General features: G+C 57.2%; 18 protein-coding genes and 1 tRNA gene. 9 read left to right on the top strand and 10 right to left on the bottom strand.

The annotated features are described in order from the left end of the window. Nucleotides 1–36: 36 nt before the first annotated feature. Nucleotides 37–2,484, top strand: coding sequence for a methyl-accepting chemotaxis protein (locus tag IEI95_RS28080; RefSeq protein WP_156531843.1), 2,448 nt, complete (start codon nt 37–39; stop codon nt 2,482–2,484). Between the two features lie 93 nt (nt 2,485–2,577). Here IEI95_RS28080 and IEI95_RS28085 read toward each other — a convergent pair whose 3' ends face one another. From IEI95_RS28085 to IEI95_RS28105, 5 genes are all read right to left on the bottom strand, one after another. Then, nucleotides 2,578–3,507 (bottom strand): electron transfer flavoprotein subunit alpha/FixB family protein, encoded by a 930-nt coding sequence (locus IEI95_RS28085; protein ID WP_156531844.1) that lies wholly within the window; start codon nt 3,505–3,507, stop codon nt 2,578–2,580. Nucleotides 3,508–3,531: 24 nt separating this feature from the next. Then, nucleotides 3,532–4,281, bottom strand: coding sequence for an electron transfer flavoprotein subunit beta/FixA family protein (locus IEI95_RS28090; RefSeq protein WP_156531845.1), 750 nt, complete (start codon nt 4,279–4,281; stop codon nt 3,532–3,534). 400 nt (nt 4,282–4,681) lie between these two features. Further along, nucleotides 4,682–5,260 (bottom strand): cob(I)yrinic acid a,c-diamide adenosyltransferase, encoded by a 579-nt coding sequence (locus tag IEI95_RS28095; RefSeq protein ID WP_015917306.1) that lies wholly within the window; start codon nt 5,258–5,260, stop codon nt 4,682–4,684. A 130-nt stretch (nt 5,261–5,390) separates the two neighbouring features. Further along, the gene (locus IEI95_RS28100; protein WP_015917305.1) at nt 5,391–5,588 is read right to left on the bottom strand and encodes a twin transmembrane helix small protein; all 198 of its coding nucleotides are present in this window, start codon (nt 5,586–5,588) and stop codon (nt 5,391–5,393) included. A gap of 36 nt (nt 5,589–5,624) precedes the next feature. Then, nucleotides 5,625–6,458 carry an SDR family oxidoreductase gene (locus tag IEI95_RS28105; protein WP_156531846.1) on the bottom strand — a complete coding sequence of 278 codons (834 nt, stop codon included), beginning with the start codon at nt 6,456–6,458 and terminating at the stop codon, nt 5,625–5,627. Nucleotides 6,459–6,567: 109 nt separating this feature from the next. On the opposite strand from IEI95_RS28105, the gene IEI95_RS28110 reads away from it, so the two are divergent. Beyond that, nucleotides 6,568–7,464 carry a YihY/virulence factor BrkB family protein gene (locus IEI95_RS28110; protein WP_070164378.1) on the top strand — a complete coding sequence of 299 codons (897 nt, stop codon included), beginning with the start codon at nt 6,568–6,570 and terminating at the stop codon, nt 7,462–7,464. Here IEI95_RS28110 and gluQRS read toward each other — a convergent pair. Continuing rightward, on the bottom strand, nt 7,411–8,325 hold the full coding sequence (gene gluQRS / locus IEI95_RS28115; RefSeq protein ID WP_156531898.1) for a tRNA glutamyl-Q(34) synthetase GluQRS: 915 nt from the start codon (nt 8,323–8,325) through the stop codon (nt 7,411–7,413). The two genes, IEI95_RS28110 and gluQRS, sit on opposite strands and share 54 nt — an antisense overlap. A 47-nt stretch (nt 8,326–8,372) precedes the next feature. Here gluQRS and IEI95_RS28120 point away from each other — a divergent pair, with 47 nt between their 5' ends. Beyond that, a complete protein-coding gene (locus tag IEI95_RS28120) occupies nt 8,373–9,017 on the top strand; it encodes a DNA-3-methyladenine glycosylase family protein (protein WP_156531899.1) in 645 nt (214 codons plus the stop codon). A 98-nt stretch (nt 9,018–9,115) separates the two neighbouring features. Beyond that, nucleotides 9,116–9,673, top strand: a complete 558-nt coding sequence (locus IEI95_RS28125) for an HNH endonuclease (protein ID WP_015917300.1) — start codon at nt 9,116–9,118, stop codon at nt 9,671–9,673. 3 nt (nt 9,674–9,676) lie between these two features. Here IEI95_RS28125 and IEI95_RS28130 read toward each other — a convergent pair whose 3' ends face one another. Together IEI95_RS28130 and IEI95_RS28135 are read right to left on the bottom strand one after the other, a co-directional pair. Further along, nucleotides 9,677–10,189 (bottom strand): disulfide bond formation protein B, encoded by a 513-nt coding sequence (locus IEI95_RS28130; RefSeq protein WP_156531847.1) that lies wholly within the window; start codon nt 10,187–10,189, stop codon nt 9,677–9,679. Between the two features lie 23 nt (nt 10,190–10,212). After that, nucleotides 10,213–10,803: a YqaA family protein gene (locus IEI95_RS28135; RefSeq protein ID WP_156531848.1), complete on the bottom strand. Its 591-nt coding sequence runs from the start codon at nt 10,801–10,803 to the stop codon at nt 10,213–10,215. 240 nt (nt 10,804–11,043) lie between these two features. Here IEI95_RS28135 and IEI95_RS28140 point away from each other — a divergent pair. Next, nucleotides 11,044–11,128, top strand: a tRNA-Leu gene (locus IEI95_RS28140). A gap of 279 nt (nt 11,129–11,407) precedes the next feature. Here IEI95_RS28140 and IEI95_RS28145 read toward each other — a convergent pair. Then, nucleotides 11,408–11,887, bottom strand: a complete 480-nt coding sequence (locus tag IEI95_RS28145; RefSeq protein WP_156531849.1) for a MarR family winged helix-turn-helix transcriptional regulator — start codon at nt 11,885–11,887, stop codon at nt 11,408–11,410. 65 nt (nt 11,888–11,952) lie between these two features. Between IEI95_RS28145 and IEI95_RS28150 the strand changes: the two genes are divergently transcribed. Next, complete coding sequence (locus tag IEI95_RS28150; RefSeq protein ID WP_041697131.1) at nt 11,953–12,243, top strand: DUF1330 domain-containing protein; 291 nt, start codon at nt 11,953–11,955, stop codon at nt 12,241–12,243. Nucleotides 12,244–12,618: 375 nt separating this feature from the next. Here the strand turns inward: IEI95_RS28150 and IEI95_RS28155 are convergent, their stop codons facing one another. Further along, on the bottom strand, nt 12,619–13,512 hold the full coding sequence (locus tag IEI95_RS28155; RefSeq protein ID WP_156531850.1) for a LysR family transcriptional regulator: 894 nt from the start codon (nt 13,510–13,512) through the stop codon (nt 12,619–12,621). Between the two features lie 109 nt (nt 13,513–13,621). On the opposite strand from IEI95_RS28155, the gene IEI95_RS28160 reads away from it, so the two are divergent. The 3 genes from IEI95_RS28160 (at nt 13,622) to IEI95_RS28170 (ending at nt 18,352) form a co-directional block, all read left to right on the top strand. Further along, nucleotides 13,622–14,719: an aldo/keto reductase gene (locus IEI95_RS28160; RefSeq protein ID WP_156531851.1), complete on the top strand. Its 1,098-nt coding sequence runs from the start codon at nt 13,622–13,624 to the stop codon at nt 14,717–14,719. A gap of 515 nt (nt 14,720–15,234) precedes the next feature. Then, complete coding sequence (locus tag IEI95_RS28165; RefSeq protein ID WP_156531852.1) at nt 15,235–16,602, top strand: enoyl ACP reductase FabMG family protein; 1,368 nt, start codon at nt 15,235–15,237, stop codon at nt 16,600–16,602. Nucleotides 16,603–17,452: 850 nt separating this feature from the next. Then, the gene (locus IEI95_RS28170) at nt 17,453–18,352 is read left to right on the top strand and encodes an aminoglycoside phosphotransferase family protein (RefSeq protein ID WP_156531853.1); all 900 of its coding nucleotides are present in this window, start codon (nt 17,453–17,455) and stop codon (nt 18,350–18,352) included. Nucleotides 18,353–18,792: the final 440 nt, after the last annotated feature.

Genomic DNA, 18,792 nt, shown 5'->3' on the forward strand with positions numbered 1-18,792 from the left:
CGCCGTTTGGATCGATGCTCCAGGGGGAGAAATCGCATGCGCATTGCGCGTAAGTTGCCATTGTTTGTCTGTTTGATCACGATTCTGTCGATCGGAGCAGCCAGTTGGGCCACTTTGATTCAAAGCTCCACCCTGGTCAAAAAAGAAGTGATGCAGAAGCTGGAGGCGACGGCTGACGGTCGCCGCAACGAGGCCAGGCTTTATTTCGAAAATCTGGTCACCAATCTGCGGGCTTTTTCCAGCGTCGCCACGACGGGTGAGGCCCTTTACAAGTTCAAGGCGGACTGGCGCTATTTGGGCGAAAAGCCGCGCGAAGCGCTGGTTGATCGCTACATTACTCAGAATCCCAATCCGGCCGGGCAGCGATTGCAGTTGGAGTCGGCCCGTATCGATACCTATGACAGCAACCATGCCAAATTCCATCCGCTGCTGCGCATGGCTTTGCAGCAATATGGTTATGCGGATGTGTTCCTGATCGATCCGAAGGGCAATATCGTCTATTCGGTGCAGAAAAATGATGAATATGCCGGCAATATCGCCGATCCCACGCTGAAAGACGGTCCTTTGGCCCAGGCCTATGCCCAGGTCGCCAAGAGCGACGACCGGCAATTCTATGCGCTGTCCGATTTCACCCTCTATGGTCCGTCGCGTCAGTCGGTGGCCTTCCTGTCGACGCCGCTGTTCATGGGCGACATCAAGATGGGCGTGCTGGTCGTTGCCATTCCCTCGGAACGGCTGACCGCGATGTTTTCCAACCGGACAGGGCTTGGCGATACGGGTGAGACCATTCTTCTCGATTCCAATAGCATGATGGTCAATGATTCCGCTCTAACAGGTGAAAAGGATTCTCTCGTCACCAAGGTTGCCGCACCGATGCTGACCGATGTTTTGAAGGGTGCCAAGGCGAGCGGTCAGATCGATGGCTATCGCAATATGGTGAGCTATGCGGCGGCCATTCCCCTGTCCTTTGCCGGGCACAACTGGGCTGTCGTTGCGCTGATGAGCGAGAAAGAGGCACTGGCCAATGTCGCGCAGCTGCGCAATATCGTGCTGCTGATTGCCGCCGGTCTACTGGTTCTGGCGATCACCGGCGCGGTTCTGTTTTCCCGCTCGCTGACCGGGCCGATCAATCAGTTGGTCGATAGCATGAAACGGCTGGCCGATGGTGATACCGGCGTGACGCTTGTCGGTGAGAACCGGGCCGATGAAATCGGCGATATGGTGCGGTCCGTGGCGATCTTCCGCGACGCGGCCATCGAGAAAACACGGCTGCAATCCGCCGCCGAACAGGATCGGCAGACATCGGAGGCCGAGCGTCTGGCCCGCGAAGCCGCCCGCAACGAGGAAACGGCACGGCTTCAGCAGGCCGTCGATATTCTCGGTGCCGGTCTGCAACGGCTTGCTGCTGGCGACCTGACGACCACTATCGAGACGCCGTTCATGGAAGGTCTTGACCGGCTTCGCACCGATTTCAACGATTCGATTCGGCGGCTGGCCTCGACAGTGAGACAACTGTCCGGCAGCACCGGCTCGATCAATGGCACCGCGACCGGAATGGTCGCGGCAACGCATGACCTTTCACGCCGCTCCGAGCAGCAGGCGGCGGCCATTGAGCAAACATCCGCCGTGATCAACCAGATCATGGAAGCCATCCGCACATCCACGGAGCGGGCCGAAAATGCGAGGCGTATGGTGGCGGACGCCAAGACGTCAACAGAACGCTCAGGAGCAATTGTCGGGTCTGCAATCGACGCCATGGGCCGGATCGAAGAGGCATCACAGGCCATTTCGCAGATCATCAATGTCATCGATGAGATCGCCTTCCAGACCAATCTTCTGGCCTTGAACGCTGGGGTGGAAGCGGCCCGTGCGGGCGAAGCAGGCAAGGGCTTTGCCGTTGTTGCCCAGGAAGTGCGTGAATTGGCGCAGCGTTCCGCTGGTGCCGCCAAGGAAATCAAGGAACTGATCAGCAAGTCTGGCGAGGCGGTGAAAAGCGGTGTCGGGCTGGTGCGCAATACCGGCGACGCGCTGGGCGATATTGCTGGTCAGGTCGTGCATATCAACGAGGAAATCTCGTTTATCGCCACGGCTGTCGGCGAACAATCGGAAAGCGTGCGGGAAATTTCCACGGCGATCCGCCAGATGGAGGAAACGACCCAGCAGAATTCGCAGATGGCAGACCGCACCAATTCCGATATGTCGCGTCTGACCAGCGATGCCGAAGCGCTGTCCAATCTGGTGTCGCAGTTCCGGGTCATGGACGGTGAGATCGTTCCCAATCCGGCAGCCTCTTCCTATCGTCCCGGCGGTTCGCAGCGTCCGTCTGCCCCCAATGCCCGTCAGGCCGTCAGGCCAGCCGATCCGGCCAGCAGTCGTCCTTCTGCTTCGCCTGCCCGCGCCTTGATGGGCAAGCTGGCGGCTGGGTTGAAGACTGGCGGTGGCACACCCGCCCCAAGCGGTGGCAACAATTGGGAAGAGTTCTGAGCACTCTCCACTGTCGAAATAATCCCTGAAAAGCAAAAAGGCCGCATGTCTGCGGCCTTTTTGCTTGTCTAAATTTCGTTGATCAAGGCGCGATCAAAGCGCCTTTTCAAATTCCGGCAGGGCCTCAAACAGGTCTGCAACCAGGCCATAATCGGCGACCTGGAAGATTGGGGCTTCCTCGTCCTTGTTGATGGCGACGATTACCTTGCTGTCCTTCATGCCGGCGAGATGCTGGATGGCACCGGAAATGCCGCAGGCGATGTAGAGCTGCGGTGCAACGACCTTGCCGGTCTGCCCAACCTGCCAGTCGTTCGGCGCATAGCCTGCATCGACGGCGGCGCGTGAGGCGCCGACGGCGGCACCCAGCTTGTCGGCCAGCGGCAGGATGACTTCCTTGAACTTCTCCGAGGAGCCGAGCGCACGTCCGCCCGAGATAATGATCTTGGCGGATGTCAGTTCCGGGCGCTCCGACGACGACAGCGCATCTGAGACAAAGCTGGACAGGCCAGGATTGGCAACCGCTGCCAAGGCCTCGACCGCAGCCGAGCCATCGGCAGCAGCGGCGGCGAAAGAGGCGGTGCGCACGGTGATGACCTTCTTGGCATCGCTCGACTGGACTGTCTGGATGGCATTGCCGGCATAGATCGGCCGCTTGAAGGTGTCGGCAGAGATCACTTCGACGATTTCCGAGATCTGAGCGACATCGAGCAGGGCTGCGACGCGCGGCGCGACATTCTTGCCAACGGACGTGGCGGCGGTGATGATCGTATCGTAGGCGGGTGCCAGCGACACGATCAAGGCTGCCAGCGGTTCGGCCAGCTGGTTGCCAAGCTCGGCGCTGTCGGCCAGCAGCACTTTCGAGACGCCGGACAATTTGGCGGCGGCGTCTGCGGCGGGTTTAGCGTTTGCGCCTGCGACGAGAACATGGATATCGCCGCCAATCTTGGCCGCTGCCGTCAGGGTCTTGGCGGTCTGTTCGGAAATGGTTGCGTTGTCGTGATCTGCCAGAAGAAGAATGGCCATTTTACTATATCTCCCAATCCGAAATCAAAGCACGCCGGCTTCGTTTTTAAGCTTGTCGACCAGTTCGGCCACCGACTTGACCTTGATGCCTGCCTTGCGGCCACCCGGCTCCTCGGTCTTCAGCACCTTGAGACGTGGTGTGGTATCGACGTTGAAATCGGCGGGCGTCTTCTTGTCGAGCGGCTTCTTCTTGGCCTTCATGATATTCGGCAGCGAGGCATAGCGCGGCTCGTTCAGGCGCAGGTCGGTGGTGACCACGGCGGGCAGTTTGACAGCAATGGTCTGCAAGCCGCCATCGACTTCGCGGGTGACATTGGCCGAACCCTCACCGATCTCCAGCTTGGAAGCAAAGGTGGCCTGCGCCCAGCCCAAGAGGGCCGCGAGCATCTGACCTGTCTGGTTGCTGTCATCGTCAATCGCCTGCTTGCCGACGATGACCAGGCCCGGGGCCTCGGCCTCGACGATGCCCTTCAGGATCTTGGCGACGGCCAGCGGCTCGACGGCATCCTCGGTTTCCACCAGGATGGCCCGGTCTGCACCCATGGCCAGCGCCGTGCGCAGGGTTTCTTCCGCCTTGGCTGGGCCGATAGAGACCACGACCACTTCCTCTGCCTTGCCCGCTTCTTTCAGGCGCAGCGCTTCCTCAACGGAAATTTCGTCGAACGGGTTCATCGACATCTTCACATTGGCAAGCTCGACGCCGGAGCCATCCGGCTTGACGCGGATCTTGACGTTATAATCGACGACGCGCTTGACGGGCACGAGAATCTTCATGGGGTCCTTCCTTGCTTCACGTTCTTGTGGGCCTTGCGCATGATGACATGCGGTGCCGCAATTGCTTTATTCCTGCATCATTCCGTAGATCAGCGACGATTTAGGGAATAATGCAGTCGAGTTTTCACACTTTCTTCAATGCGATAGCCCAGTTTATCCGCCAGTCGAAACATCAGTGATCCGTTTCCAGGCAAACGCCAGACTGCGGCATTTTGCACGTCGGAGATTGTCAATTGGCGACATGGATACGCATTTTTTCCTCCATGACAACGGTGCCATTCATTCTTGCGATGCTCCTCCCGCAGACTGATGCTCCGAGGCCAGAATTACCTAACTTTTACGTTCACGTCAAATATTGCCTTTCATCGAACCAAAATCGGTTTGCTGCGCGATGCTGTCGCTACCGGTTTTTTCCAGGCACCCACAAAACATCGGCTTTGCCAATCTCATTGGCATAGCGGGCGGCGACGAACAGGAAATCGGAGAGCCGGTTCACATATTTCAGCGCTGGTGCCGAGACGGCTTCGCCGGGGATCTGCATCAGATCGACGATGATCCGTTCGCCGCGTCTTGCTATGGTGCGGGCCAGATGCAGATTGGCGGAGGCTGGTGAGCCTGCGGGCAAGACAAAGGATTTTAGCGGTTCGAGATGGGCGTTCAGCGCATCGATTTCCTGCTCTATCCTGTCCACCTGGCTCTGGACGACGCGCAAGGGTTCCCATTCCAGTTTTTCGCCGGTATCGGGCGTGGCCAGATCAGCACCAAGATCGAAAAGGTCGTTCTGGATGCGAAACAGCATGGCGTCCAGCACCTCATCGCCTGCCGTGTACAGTCGGGCAACACCGATGGCGCTGTTGGCCTCATCGATCGTGCCATAGGCATCGACACGCAGATCGTGCTTGAAGCGGCGCGGGCCGCAGACCAGCGCCGTGGTGCCGTCATCGCCGGTGCGGGTATAGATTTTATTGAGTTTTACCATGGAACCATTCGTCTTGAGAAAGCGGGTGGTACCCGCATTATTAGAGTTTGCCTGACAGCCTGCTCAAGAATTGCTGCTGGCCAGCGGCGATTTTTGGATAGACTGCTAGGAAAAGTGGAGACTGACAGACCTAACGGCCGCCGCCGGTGATCCACAATGTCAACATGATCAACACCACGGCAATGGCCTGAAGCAGCACACGCATCTGCATCAGCTTGTTGGAACGGTTGGCATCGCCGCCCTTCATCATGTTGAACAGCCCGCGCACCAGCACCAGCGCGACAAGCCCCATGACGATAATAGCCAGAATGGTGGTGAATGAGGACATGACGCGCCGCCGACTTTCGTTATTGATGCTTTCCGATCAATCCAGCGCCCGCATCAGCCGATAGAAGAGATCGGACGGCATCAGCCGTTTGAGTGCGACGCCCTGTTTCGCCGGTTTCGTGACCAGATAATGTGGCCGTGGACGCTTCGCGGTCAAGGCGTGTTGCAGCACTTTATACACGGCATCCGGTCCAAGCTTGTGGCGGTTTTTAGGCCCGGTGCCGTCAAGGCGCGCCAATTGCCGCTGATAATCTGCGGCATGGACCGAATTTTCCACGTCGATATTGCGTTTGATGGCCTCAAGGCAATTGGCGGTGAAGCGGCTTTCTATCGGACCCGGCTCGATCAGGCTGACCATGACGCCGCTGCCATCCAGTTCCATGCGCAGGGTCAGCGACAGGCCCTCCAGCGCAAATTTGGACGCCGTATAAGCACCGCGCCAGCGATAGGGAATAAGGCCGAGAATAGACGAGCATTGCACGATCCGGCCCGACCCTTGCGCGCGCATCACCGGCACGACCCGCCGTGTCAGGTCGTGCCAGCCGAAGACATTGGTCTCGAACTGTTCACGAAGTGCCTCCGTTGGCAGGTCTTCGACAGCACCTGCCTGGCCGTAGGCGCCATTGTTGAACAGGGCGTCCAGCCGCCCGCCGGTGCGCGACAACACGGTTTCCGCGAGAGTGGCGATGCTTGCCGTGTCGCGGTAATCCATCAGCAGCGCTTCAAGCCCGTCATCCTCAAGGGATTTAAGATCTTCTGCCTTGCGCACGGTGGCAAACACCCGCCAGCCATCCTGCTTCAGGGCGCGGGCGCAGTAGGCTCCAATGCCGGAGGAGCAGCCGGTGACGATAATGCTTTTCTGTGCGACCATATGAGGTTTTCCTCTTACAAATACGGTAGGGTCTCCCATATTCGACAGATATAGGCAATTGTGGCAGGCCGCTTGAGAAGCAGTCAGTGAAGAATGAACGGGAGACGGAATGCGGTCCTATCTGGGCAGGCTTTACAAGGTGGCCTTCGATGCGGTCTGGCATTTCACCGAGGACGATGGTTGGGCGATGGCGAGCCACGTGGCGCTGTCGATCCTGCTGGCCGTGTTTCCCTTCCTGATTTTCGGCACGGCGCTTGCCGGTCTTCTCGGTGCCAATACATTTGCACCAACCGCCATCCATTTCATCTTTGATACCTGGCCAGAGGAAATCGCCAAGCCGATTTCCGAGCAGGTGGTGCAGGTGCTGACCATTCCGCGCGGCGGGCTACTGACCATTTCGGTGCTGGCGGCTGCCTATTTCGCTTCCAACGGGGTGGAAGCGCTGCGCACCGCGCTGAACCGTGCCTACCGGGTCACGGAAACCCGGCCCTGGTATATTACCCGACTCATTAGCCTCGGTTTCGTTATCATGGGGGTTGCCGCTTTTGCTGTGATCAGCGTGCTGCTGATCGCCGTGCCGATCGCGCTGCGCTTTGCCGAGCGGCAATTTCCGCTTTTGAAGGATTTCCTGGCGCTGGTCTCGAACTGGAGCGTGCTTGGCACCCTGATCCTGTTGACCATCGGCCTGACGATTTCGCATCTGTGGCTACCGGCGGACCGGCGCCGGCTGATCGACGTTCTGCCTGGAATCTGCCTGACACTGCTGCTCTGGCTGCTGGGGGCGCTGGCCTTTGCCGCCTATCTCGCCACCTTTGCCAATTACGCCGCCACCTATGCCGGTCTGGCCTCGGTTATGGTGGTGATCATATTTCTCTACATGCTGGGCGTGTTGTTCCTGATCGGGGCGGAATTCAACGCGGCGCTGATGAAGTTTTCCAGGCCGCGCACGCGATCACGGCGAATGTCGGACCGCAATCCCCACCAGCCGACGGATGTCGAGGGGTGATAGCCCATCTGCGCGCAAATGCCGGAGCCCTGCCGATTGCAGGCTTTTCGATAGTTTGCGTCCATCCTCGCCCATCATCAGTCGATGGTGCGTATAGGTCGGAGCGGGCAGGCCAAGCAAGCTCTGCAACAGGCGGTGGACGGCGGTGGCCTGGTAGAGATCCTCGCCGCGCACCACATGGGTCACGCCCTGGAGCGCGTCATCCACCACCACCGACAGATGATAGCTGGACGGCGCATCCCAGCGCCAGAGAATGACATCGCCCCAGATCGTCGGGTCGGCGTCGATCTGCCGCACCGTGTCGTCTTGTCTTTCTTCCCAATGCAGGTTGCCGCCAACCATGGAGAGGGCTTTGCCGGTATCCAGCCGCAGGCTGTGGCGCTCGCCTCTGTCAATCCGTTGCTGCGTCAGATGCCGGTCCATCTGCCGTTCGTTTGCCGGATAATGCCAGGCACCATCCGGGTCGTGCGGCCAGACCTTGCCTTGGGCCTCTGCGGTCTGCGCCTGCCGCTTGATCTCGGCCCGGCTGAGAAAGGCCGGATAGACCAGATTCATGGCCTGAAGCTTTGCCAAGGCAGAACGATAGGCGTCGATATGCTCTGACTGGCGGCGCACCTGATGTTCCCATGCCACGCCAAGCCAGGCCAGATCCTCGTAGATCGCCGCCTCGAATTCGGGTGTGCAGCGGTCGATATCGATATCCTCGATCCGCAACAGCAGCCGGCCACCGGTCGCCTCAGCCATATCGGCATTGATCAACGCCGAAAGGGCATGGCCGAGATGCAGATAGCCATTCGGACTGGGCGCAAAACGCAAGACTGGTTTTTGCGAAACGGGTAAAGGATGGTGGTGATCGGGCATGGTCTGTTTTGTCATGATTTATAGCGGGAGGAAAAGAGATGGCCGAGATGATGCGAATTCGCAACCAAGCGGATCTTGCTATCGGCCTTGAGGCATTGCTGGATATCGATCCCCGGCTTCATGCCATTGCCCGCCAAGCCGGACCCTTGCCGCTCCGATTGACGGAACCGGGTTTCGAAGGGCTGGCCTTCATCATCGTCTCGCAGATGGTTTCGCGCGCCAGTGCTGATGCGATTTGGCGGCGGCTTTGCGAGGCGATGGGTACAGCCGAACCCGCCGCCTATCTGGCGCTGGGCGATACAGCGCTTTCGCTGGGTCTGTCGCGTGCCAAGCATGCCTGCCTGAGCGGTCTGGCCTCTGCTGTCCAGGCTGGTGACATCGATCTCTTCGCCATCCTCGATCAGCCGGTGGAGACCGGTATTGCCGAGCTGACCCGGCTGCGTGGCATTGGGCTGTGGACATCGGAAGTTTATCTGATGTTTTGTGGCGGTCACGCAGATGTGTTTCCGGCAGGTGATGTGGCGCTGCGGGCGGCTGTGGGGGATGGTCTTTGCCTTGCCGCGCGCCCGGACATCCGCGAAACCACCCGAATTGCACTGACCTGGCGGCCATACCGCGCCATTGCGGCACGGTTGTTCTGGGCCTTTTATGCGGCGCGTTTACGACGCGAAGCAGCGCCGGTGCCGGTCTGATGGAGAATCAGTTCACTGCTTATTTATTGGGCTTCACAATCCTGTAACAGCAAGCCTAATATAGAGGGAGCAGATGCCGAATCGATCAGGAGAACGCCTTGACGATTGCAGTTTCGCCCCAGTCCTTGCCAGCGCTTGTGCTCAACGCTGATTATAGGCCACTGAGTTATTATCCCTTGTCGTTGTGGTCCTGGCAGGACGCGATCAAGGCGGTTTTCCTTGACCGTGTGAATATCATCGCCGAATACGATCATTCGGTCTGTTCACCCAGCTTTTCCATGCGGCTTCCCAGCGTGGTCAGCCTGAAAACCTATGTGCAGCCAACACGCAATCCCGCCTTCACACGCTTCAACGTGTTTCTGCGCGACAAGTTTCAGTGCCAATATTGCGGCTCGCCTGACGACCTGACCTTCGATCACGTCATTCCCCGCGCCCATGGTGGGGAAACCACCTGGCAGAATGTCGTGGCGGCGTGTTCGCCCTGCAATCTGCGCAAGGGATCGAAATTGCCGAAACAGGCCAATATGTTCCCGGCCCAGAAGCCCTATCAGCCAAGCGTGCAGGACCTGCACAACAATGGCCGGTCGTTTCCACCCAACTATCTGCATGAAAGCTGGGTGGATTATCTCTATTGGGATTCGGAGCTTCAGCCTTAAGCTTTACGCCTTCATCCGCCGTGCGCCCCAGAAGGCGATGGCGGCGAGAAAGAGGCTGGTCAGGACATTCCAGCCGGCCAGCGACACACCGAAAATCCGCAAGGCTGCTTCCGTGCAGGACGGCCCTTTGAAACTGTTGAGCTGCGAGAGGATGTCGCCGCTGCCGTTGAAGCCTGCGCCGCTGGTGGCTGAGCAGGCGCTCGGGCCCTCCCAGAAATGCCATTCGACGCCTGCGTGGTAAACGCCGAGGCCAGCGCTGACGATCATGATCAGGCCGAGAAGCAGGATCAGGCTTTTCGTGACTTTGGCGGGTAGGTTGATGGTGGCGGCGATGACCGTCACCACTCCGATTGCTGCGCCGATGTAATAAGGCTTGCGCTGCAACAGGCAAAGCTCGCAGGGAATATAGCCGCCGAGATATTCAAAGGCCAAAGCCGAGCCGACAACCCCGGCCATGCCAAGGGTCAACAGGAGGGCAGGGGCAAGACCGGGCCGGTTGGAAGAAAGCGTGGTCATGATGGTTCTCCAATCCTCATCTTTCAATGGACAAGGAGGCGATAGGCGACGAACAGGGCGATCAGCACGATAGCGCCGACAGCGGCGATCAGGCCGAGGCGTTTTTCAATGAAATGGCGGATCGGTTCACCGTAGCGACGCAGCAGCCAGGCCAGAAGGAAAAACCGGCCTCCACGCGCGATGATGGCGGTCATGATGAACAACCAGATATCCACATGCGCGACGCCCGACAGGATCGTCACCACCTTGATCGGCGGCAGATGGGCCAAGCCGGAGGTAATCAGCAGCAGCACCACCGTTTCATAGTCCACCGACAGGCGCAACTGGTCGAAGGCATCGGCCTTGCCGTAAAACTCAAGGATGGGCCGGGCAATGCTTTCATAGGCGTAATAGCCGAGAAACCAACCGGCTATGCCGCCCAAAACCGAGGTGATGGTGGCAATGGTCGCATAGCGCCAGACCTTTTCCGGCTTGGCCAGCGCCATGGGCAGGAACAGCACATCGGCAGGGACAAGAAAGATCGAGCTTTCCACAAAGGAGATTGCCCCAAGCCAGGCTTCCGCCGATTTGCGGGCGGCAAGCGACATGGTCCAGTCGTAAAGGCGTCGCAGCATGATCGCTCCTTGGCTCGATGCAGAGGGTCTTTGCCATTGCGGCGCAGCATTCAAGATGACGAAAGACTGAATATCTGCCGTTCCGTCAAGTCTTTATGCGCAAAGCCCATGGGCTGTAAATGCGGCGAAAACAGTGATATTGCCCGGATGCCTAACTTTTGCGTGAAACCGGAAATTTGTAAAAAACCCGGTTGACCGACCCCCCTTCCTCCGTGTAGTTCGTCCTTCTACTCTCTAAGTGCCCCTTTGGCGGAATTGGTAGACGCGCCTGACTCAAAATCAGGTTCCGAGAGGAGTGCTGGTTCGATTCCGGCAAGGGGCACCATCAATATCTTTAATGTATTGAAATCATTGAGAGTTTAAGGTGTTTTTGTCCCGCCTTTTGTCGGCCCCGGAATGCCTGGGACAATCTCGGTGTTTTTTTGTTCTGGGATGAGCTTGTCAACGGCGTTCTCGGCAGTCCTCTTCCGGTTGGCATTTTTAGTGTCGGTGACCGTTTGGGTCTTTGTCACCTAAGCATAGATCGCCATTCACCTGATCGAGCGGCAGCTTTAAAGGGCCACGAGTGCGGGCCAGACGACAGAATTGAGGGCGCCTAACCATGTTATTCCGCCACTCCGAAACCGGCCGCAGAGGTCGCGGTCTGCGCGGCGACAGCAAGCTGAGACATCACGCTTCTCGCAACATGTGATGTTTCCTCACCGAGAGCCTCAGCCAGACGGACGCGGGCATCCTCCCAGGTGGCCATAGATTGAGCCATCAACTGGAGGCCTTTATCGGTAAGTGCCAGGCGTTTGCCGGCCCGGCCCCGTCCTCCTTGACTATGCACGAGATTGTTCCGTTCCAGGCTCTTTACGCTCCGGCTGAGAGTGGTGGCGTCGACCCCGGCGCGTGCCGCCAGTTCAGCGAGCGTTGGCTCGTGGCTACCGCCAATCCCCACCAGAAGACTGAACTGCTCTGCGGTGATCCCTAAGGGTCGAAAGCAGGCATTGTAATAGCGTGTCAAGGCCCTCGCGGCGACCCTGGCCTGGAAGGCCGGGCACTCGGTTTCGACGCGGCGATAGAAATCTGAAGTGTCTGTCATTTGCAGGTCTCGACAATCTCCGACTCACTGAATACTGTATATACAGTATTTTCGGGAGCTGCACTATGACTGCCTATGTTCATGTCAATCTGCGTATCAAAGATCCAGCCAAGCAAGCCGCATTAGCGCCGCGCTTTCAAGCCGCGTTAAAGGCAGCCGGGGGCCGTATCCTGCACTTTGGGCCGGTAGCCGAGATTCTGGAAGGGGACGTGACCCCATTGCCTATGGCTGGCATCTTCGAATTCGCCACCCTTGCCGATGCGCAGGCGTTTTATAAGTCGTCAGAATATGTGCCAATCAAGGTCGAGCGTGATGAGGCCCAGGAAGCACGTATGTTTATTGTCGACGCGAATTAGCGAGATCCGCACCTATGATCGCCCAGCCACTTGTCTGTGAATTAAGCACCGGCCCTTTTCCGTCGCAATTTTTGGAGAACGCCGGACAAGTCAAAAGCAGATTTTGCAGGGCAGCCCCTAGAAGCGGGCTTTCTAGGTTCGGCCCCGTCTCAAACATTTAAGATAGCCTAAGCAGGGTGGCGGATATCGGGAGCCGCCAACGCTGATGGAACGACTGAACTGGAAACTTTTAAACGCTGATTGACAACATATTGTCGAGAAAATCCCACGCACGCCACTTACTCGCGCTTTGATCGGCCATGGAGCATCTTTGAAAATCATTGGTGCGCGGCTCTGATCAATGTGCTGGTGGGCGGTGCTCGGCGCCGAGAACTATCAGCTCTCCGTTTTCAGCGCACTGATGAGGGCGCGCAGTGCCGGTGGCGTCTGACGGCGGCTCGGGTGATAGAGGTAGCAGCCCTGAAATTGCGGACACCACTCGTCGAGAACCTGTATCAATCGGCCGGAGGCAATGTCCTCGGCAACATCATGCTCCAACAGGTAGCCGAGACCAGCCCCGGCTCTGACGGCGGCGGCGGCGAGATCGCCGTCATTGCCGACAAAGGAACCGGAGGTTCTGATCTTGATCTCACGTCCATCGCGTTCAAACTCCCAAGGAAGAAGTCCGCCAGCGCTTGCGAGCCGATATCCAATGCAGTTGTGTACTTCAAGATCACCAGGCGTTTGCGGCTTCGGATGGTGCTCGAAATAACAGGGTGTCGCGACTACGATGGTTCGAAGGTCTGGACCGACCCGCACGGCGATCATATCCTTCGCGACGTTCTCGCCGAACCTTATTCCGGCGTCGTAGCCTTCGGCGACGATATCTGTCAGCCGGTCATCGATATTCACTTCGACCTGGATTTCGGGATGTGACAGGAGGAACGCTGGAAGCTTCGCCATGAGAACGGTTTTTGCAGGGTAAGAGAAGGTCGTGATCCGCACTGAGCCTGAAGGGCTGTCACGCCATTCGGCCAGCGCCGAAAGCCCATCCTCGATCGAGGCGAATGCTGGTCGGATGGATTGCAGCAGCCTGTCGCCGGCTTCCGTCGGAGCGACGCTGCGTGTCGTCCTTGCCAGCAGCCTGACACCAAGTCTTTCCTCCAACCCGCGCATGGCATGGCTCAGCGCCGAGGGCGATATTCCCAGGGATGCTGCGGCCCTTGTGAAGCTCCGCTCGCGTGCGACGGCGGCAAAAGCCAAGAGATCGTTCAATTCGCCTCGTTCCATTGCTGCAACTTGCTCACAAGTTCATGCCGCGCGCAACGGCTAATCGAGAGGCATGCGACCGGCTAGGGTGTCAGCAGAAACTTTTCGAAACACACTCAAGGAATTCAACATGGACCTGTCAAGCTACCGCACACTGGGCCGATCCGGCCTCATCGTCAGCCCGTTGGCGCTTGGAACAATGACGTTTGGTGCCGAGCGCTGGGGCGCAGGGATGAAAGGATCGCGCCAACTCTTCGACACCTATGTCGCGGCGGGTGGCAATTTCTTTGATACCGCTGACGTCTATTCAGGCGGCCGAAGCGAGGAGATGCTGGGATCTTTTGTTGCCGAAACCGGCCTTCGCGACAGACTCGTTATCGCCACCAAGTCAGGCTTTGCGCGCAGCCAGGGAACACCTCTGCATGGTGGCAATGGAGCCAAGAACATCCGGCTCGGGATCGAAGGCTCGCTGAAGCGGCTGAAGACGGACTACATCGACATGTACTGGATGCACGTTTGGGATCGGACCACGCCTGCCGAAGAGGTGCTCCAAACCCTGACCGATGCAGTCCGCAGTGGGAAAATCCTCCACTATGGATTCTCCAATACGCCATCATGGTATGTTGCAAAGATCGCGACGCTGGCGGCCGTCCACGGACTTCCGATGCCAATCGGGCTGCAATATGCCTATTCCCTCGTTGATCGGGGCGTCGAACTCGACATCCTTCCGGCAGCCGCAGAGTTTGGGATGGGGCTTGTTCCATGGAGCCCTTTGGCAGCTGGATTGCTCACGGGCAAATACGGTCGCGACATGCTCGCACAAGCCGGAGTAAGGGGTGGCCTTCCGGACAAGGCCTCAGTTGATGACGAAAGCGAGAGCAACGGCCGGCTGAACGGCGACAACCCTTTCGGGGGCATGTTGTTCACCGAGCATAATTTTGACGTCGTCGATGTGGTGCGGCAGGTTGCCACGGAACTTGAACAGCCGATGGCGGCAGTGGCGCTGGCATGGACGATACAGCGTCCCGGCGTCGATACCATTCTCGTCGGTGCCAGTCGAGCCGAGCAGCTCGCGCAGAATGTGGCATCGCTGCAGGTGGCGCTGACAGCCGATCAACTCAATCGACTGGATCAAATCAGCGCACCGCCATCGTTCAACCCCTACTTTATCTTCACATTGCCAACGCAGGTGATGTTTGGAGGGCAGACGGTCCAGCCTTGGGGGTAAATCAGATTGATCCGCTTTCCCCTGTTTGATCGCAAACAAGGGTAACGGGATCAACGACGGCAAGAGACGTAAACCCTGTAGATAATCATGATGGCCAGTGTTGTCGCAACGCGACCATGATTGCGACCGAACTCTAGCAGAAATCACTTCTGCTTTGCGCCCCCATGCCGGTCGTTCACATCACCCGCATTGGATCCTGAAAGCTGTCGGTCTGCTGTTCGAGCAGTCACGTCTGGAACGCGGCCGAAAGGTGACTTCGACAATGATAGAACGCGCCAATAGCCTCGCAAGCATTCGCGGGACGAGCGTTCCCAGCGAACTCTTTTCTGTATCGCCGCGCCGATCTCCAAGGGCCTCGGCATTTCGCCCCATTGCAGGACCAGCAGAGACTGACTTCACGTTTTGAAATGAACGGTCACCGAAAATGAGTTCCCATTCGGTGCCAATGCGGGCATGTGTTTGTGAAAGCCCGTATGAGCCACTGCTCGACGACACACAAATCAAAGAGCTGACAGATGGAAAATCCGGTTGCACTGAATCGTCTTTCCGAAAACACGGTCTTCCGTAAAGGCGATGTTTTCGTCCTTTTCGGCGAATTGTTCGGCCGCGGATACGCCACCGGATTGCTCGATGAAGCCAGGCGGGCAGGAATGGAGATTGTCGGGATCACCGTCGGGCGGCGCGACGAGAACAACGCGCTGCGGCCGCTCGACGCCGAGGAACTGTCTTCGGCCGAGGCCCAGCTGGGCGGCAGGATCATCAACATACCTCTTATGGGGGGATTCGATCTCGATGCGCCCGAAGACGGCTTAACTCCCACCGATCTCCTGGCAAAAATGACGCTTGAGAGCTGGGAACACGACAAGCTCGACTGGGACTATATCGCGCAATGCCGCGACATCGCCACTGCGCGTTTTACGGAGTCGCTTTCGAAAGTCATGACCGTTCTCGACGGAATGATCGCCGCTGGCCGCAATGTGTTCTTTGCCCACACAATGGCTGGAGGCATCCCGAAGGCGAAGGTATTCTTGGTCATCGCCAATCGAATCTACAAGGGGACCGGAAGTCGCCACATGTCGTCGCAGACCTTGCTCGACAGTGACATGGGAAAACTCATTCTGCAGAATTTTGACGAGGTTTCCGCAAACACCTTTCGCCATCTCATTGATTTTAGCGCGGCGATCCGCGAGCGCGTGGAAGCTTTGGGTGGTCAAGTCCGATATACGGCCTATGGTTACCACGGATCGTCAGTCCTCATTGACGGAAGCTATCGTTGGCAGACCTACACCAACTATACCCAAGGCTATGCGAAGATGCGGCTCGAAGGCATTGCAGAGCAAGCCTGGGCGAAAGGGATCAAGGCAACTGTCTATAATTGTCCCGAAATCCGGACCAATTCCTCCGACGTATTCACGGGTATCGAGCTGCCCCTGATACCGCTGCTGCTTGCCTTGAAGAAAGAAAACGGTGGCAAATGGGCAGATGAACAGTGGCAGGCCTGCCAGCAGCTTCTGGCAGACGGCATAACCATGAAGGATGTGTTTCAGAAGATCGCCGACATGCAGGCCAGCGAAGTTATGCGTCCGTTCTATGACTTTTCGGCATGGCCCATGGCAAACAGTCAGGCCCAAGCCGATTTGACCATCAGCACGTCCAACGGGATCACCCAGATGCATCGCAATAACAAGTTGATGATCAGCGACCTCCTGAGCGGTCTCGTTGTGAAGGCAACCGGGCAGCTCATTTTTGGTGAATCTTCAGACCCCTCCGGTCCCGTCCTATGGCTCAACCACGATATCGTGGCTCGGCGACTGAACGCTTCCCACTCGAATTCGGAGTCTCCCGCGCCGGGAATGGAATCTTCGCCCCTTGAGATGGTGTGACGGCTTCTTAAGCTTAATTTGAAAGCTGGGTGTTAGGCCATGAAGCGACGAATCTTGCGACAGGAACCGCCGCCCATTCTGGTCATTCACCATGCGGTAAGCGGTCCTGAAATCCGACGTTCGCGAGCACCCCACGTCATGGGCCCGGTCGTATGACACGGCAAAGAAGGCTATGATCTACGCATAGTTGACAAAAAAACGCCATCGTCGACGCACTGAAGTACCACATGTCGAGCGCATCGATATATTAAACTGCGAATTCAAGTTTGACGCCATTGGCATGTTGTACACGTTGTAGAAGATCGAGACGCCCGCTCCACTGCGATCGGGTAGCGCGTGGACCACTCCAGGGCGGCGCTCATGTAAAGGATCCGCTCGCCAAGACGATGATAGCGTCCTGCACTGTTCGGTTTCGGCGGGTGCAACACTTGGTGAACTCTATCCGTCAGACCAGAGCGGTGGAATATACCGGAAATCTTCTTGAATACGTCACGAGCTTCAGCCCTCGCGGCAGGTCTTTCTCGCGGGGATCATTTCCACGTTTGTGAAAGCCGCATGACGTCTGCTTCAGGCCAATGACGGAAGTCGGCGAACCGAGATGCTCTGGCCGCTTTCGTCTTTTACGCTCGAAAAACAGTCAGACTGGAGACGATCTCATTTCGGTCATTACAGCGCCGTGCGCCATATATGGCGCACAAAGGTTCGCTGTAGCTCCTTATATTTGTTGCATAATTTTCTCTTTAAACCGATTCCGGTTTAAAGAGTTATGCAATAGCGTCACAAATCGTCGATTCAAAAAGTCGTCATATATAAAGGTTATGGCAGCGTAGATGTTTGAGGAATGGCGGCGATGCATAGCGATCAAATAAACATCAACGCGGCGCACGTGAGAGATTTGATCGCTGACCAGTTTCCGCAGTTTCGAGGCGAAGAAATCATTGAACTGGAAACAGCAGGCACAGCCAATGCGATCTTTCGAATTGGTGCCAAGCATGCTGCTCGCTTTCCTCTGCGGATGATGGACCCCGCCGAATGCACCCGTTTACTGGAAGCGGAAGCCAGAGCCAGCGCGGAATTCACCGAATGTTGCCTCTTTCCCTGTCCTAAGCCAGTCGGAATCGGGCGGCAAAGTTCTGACTATCCGCTGCCGTGGTGTGTACAAACTTGGATCGAGGGACAAATTGCTACGCCGACTGGACTATGCAACTCGCCTGTTTTTGCGCTCGATCTTGTAAGACTGATCATTACACTTCGCACAGCGAATTTGAACGGACGGACATTTGAGGGGCGGGGTAGAGGCGGAAATTTGACCGATCATGATGAGTGGATGGAGGTGTGCTTCTCTAAGAGTGAACACCTTCTTGATGTTGATCACCTACGCAGCATGTGGAGAAGCCTTCGCGAATTGCCATCTCCAAATCGCGAAGTGATGAGCCACAAGGACATCATTCCTACAAATCTTTTAGTCAATGGCGAACACTTGGTTGGAGTGCTTGACACTGGTGGTTTTACTCCTGCCGATCCATCGCTTGATCTCGTCGCCGGTTGGCATCTGCTAGATCGGGATACTCGAGCGGTCTTCCGCGAAGGTCTGCAAGTTGATGACCTTGAATGGCACCGAGGCGCGGCATGGGCATTCCAGCAAGCGATGGGCTTAGTTTGGTATTATAAAGACACGAACCCTATCATGGCCGACTTGGGCCGAAGCACAATTTCTCGGCTCATTGAGGATTATCCATTGCAAGTCTAGTGCATCGTTTTCAGCGACTGCTCATGATCATTCAATCTTCAAACACACCGGTTCGCTTCTTCCTTTCATTCCATTTAAATTCGACACCTCGTGCACTAAACACGCAAGTGCGAAAAGGCGACGGGGAATTAGCGGTTACTATTATTCAGTGGTGGTGCGCCGCCAGAGCAGGTAGATGCCGCCGGCTACGAATGCATAAGTAATACTCAGCAGTGGCCCGGTCACAAAGGTCACAACAAACGGGCAAGCAACATCATTGCATTCTTAGATCCCACTTATCCCGGACCATACAGCCGTCTGATAGCCCAGGAAAACGCACAGTACCGCCATTACGACGAATATAGTCGCAATCTTGAAAATCTTCATGACTGGTCTTTCATGCGTATTTGTGAAGCAGCGTTGGATGTTTACCCCTGCGATTGTTCCCGTAAGGCACTGAT

Source organism: Agrobacterium vitis (assembly GCF_014926405.1).
GTDB classification, from domain to species: Bacteria; Pseudomonadota; Alphaproteobacteria; order Rhizobiales; family Rhizobiaceae; genus Allorhizobium; species Allorhizobium vitis_H.

Coding starts and splice junctions, on each gene's coding strand:
- IEI95_RS28080 (WP_156531843.1), top strand. CDS start 37: ATGCGCATTGCGCGTAAGTTGCCATTGTTTGTCTGTTTGATCACGATT.
- IEI95_RS28085 (WP_156531844.1), bottom strand. CDS start 3,507: ATGGCCATTCTTCTTCTGGCAGATCACGACAACGCAACCATTTCCGAA.
- IEI95_RS28090 (WP_156531845.1), bottom strand. CDS start 4,281: ATGAAGATTCTCGTGCCCGTCAAGCGCGTCGTCGATTATAACGTCAAG.
- IEI95_RS28095 (WP_015917306.1), bottom strand. CDS start 5,260: ATGGTAAAACTCAATAAAATCTATACCCGCACCGGCGATGACGGCACC.
- IEI95_RS28100 (WP_015917305.1), bottom strand. CDS start 5,588: ATGTCCTCATTCACCACCATTCTGGCTATTATCGTCATGGGGCTTGTC.
- IEI95_RS28105 (WP_156531846.1), bottom strand. CDS start 6,458: ATGGTCGCACAGAAAAGCATTATCGTCACCGGCTGCTCCTCCGGCATT.
- IEI95_RS28110 (WP_070164378.1), top strand. CDS start 6,568: ATGCGGTCCTATCTGGGCAGGCTTTACAAGGTGGCCTTCGATGCGGTC.
- gluQRS (WP_156531898.1), bottom strand. CDS start 8,325: ATGCCCGATCACCACCATCCTTTACCCGTTTCGCAAAAACCAGTCTTG.
- IEI95_RS28120 (WP_156531899.1), top strand. CDS start 8,373: ATGATGCGAATTCGCAACCAAGCGGATCTTGCTATCGGCCTTGAGGCA.
- IEI95_RS28130 (WP_156531847.1), bottom strand. CDS start 10,189: ATGACCACGCTTTCTTCCAACCGGCCCGGTCTTGCCCCTGCCCTCCTG.
- IEI95_RS28135 (WP_156531848.1), bottom strand. CDS start 10,803: ATGCTGCGACGCCTTTACGACTGGACCATGTCGCTTGCCGCCCGCAAA.
- IEI95_RS28145 (WP_156531849.1), bottom strand. CDS start 11,887: ATGACAGACACTTCAGATTTCTATCGCCGCGTCGAAACCGAGTGCCCG.
- IEI95_RS28150 (WP_041697131.1), top strand. CDS start 11,953: ATGACTGCCTATGTTCATGTCAATCTGCGTATCAAAGATCCAGCCAAG.
- IEI95_RS28155 (WP_156531850.1), bottom strand. CDS start 13,512: ATGGAACGAGGCGAATTGAACGATCTCTTGGCTTTTGCCGCCGTCGCA.
- IEI95_RS28160 (WP_156531851.1), top strand. CDS start 13,622: ATGGACCTGTCAAGCTACCGCACACTGGGCCGATCCGGCCTCATCGTC.
- IEI95_RS28165 (WP_156531852.1), top strand. CDS start 15,235: ATGGAAAATCCGGTTGCACTGAATCGTCTTTCCGAAAACACGGTCTTC.
- IEI95_RS28170 (WP_156531853.1), top strand. CDS start 17,453: ATGCATAGCGATCAAATAAACATCAACGCGGCGCACGTGAGAGATTTG.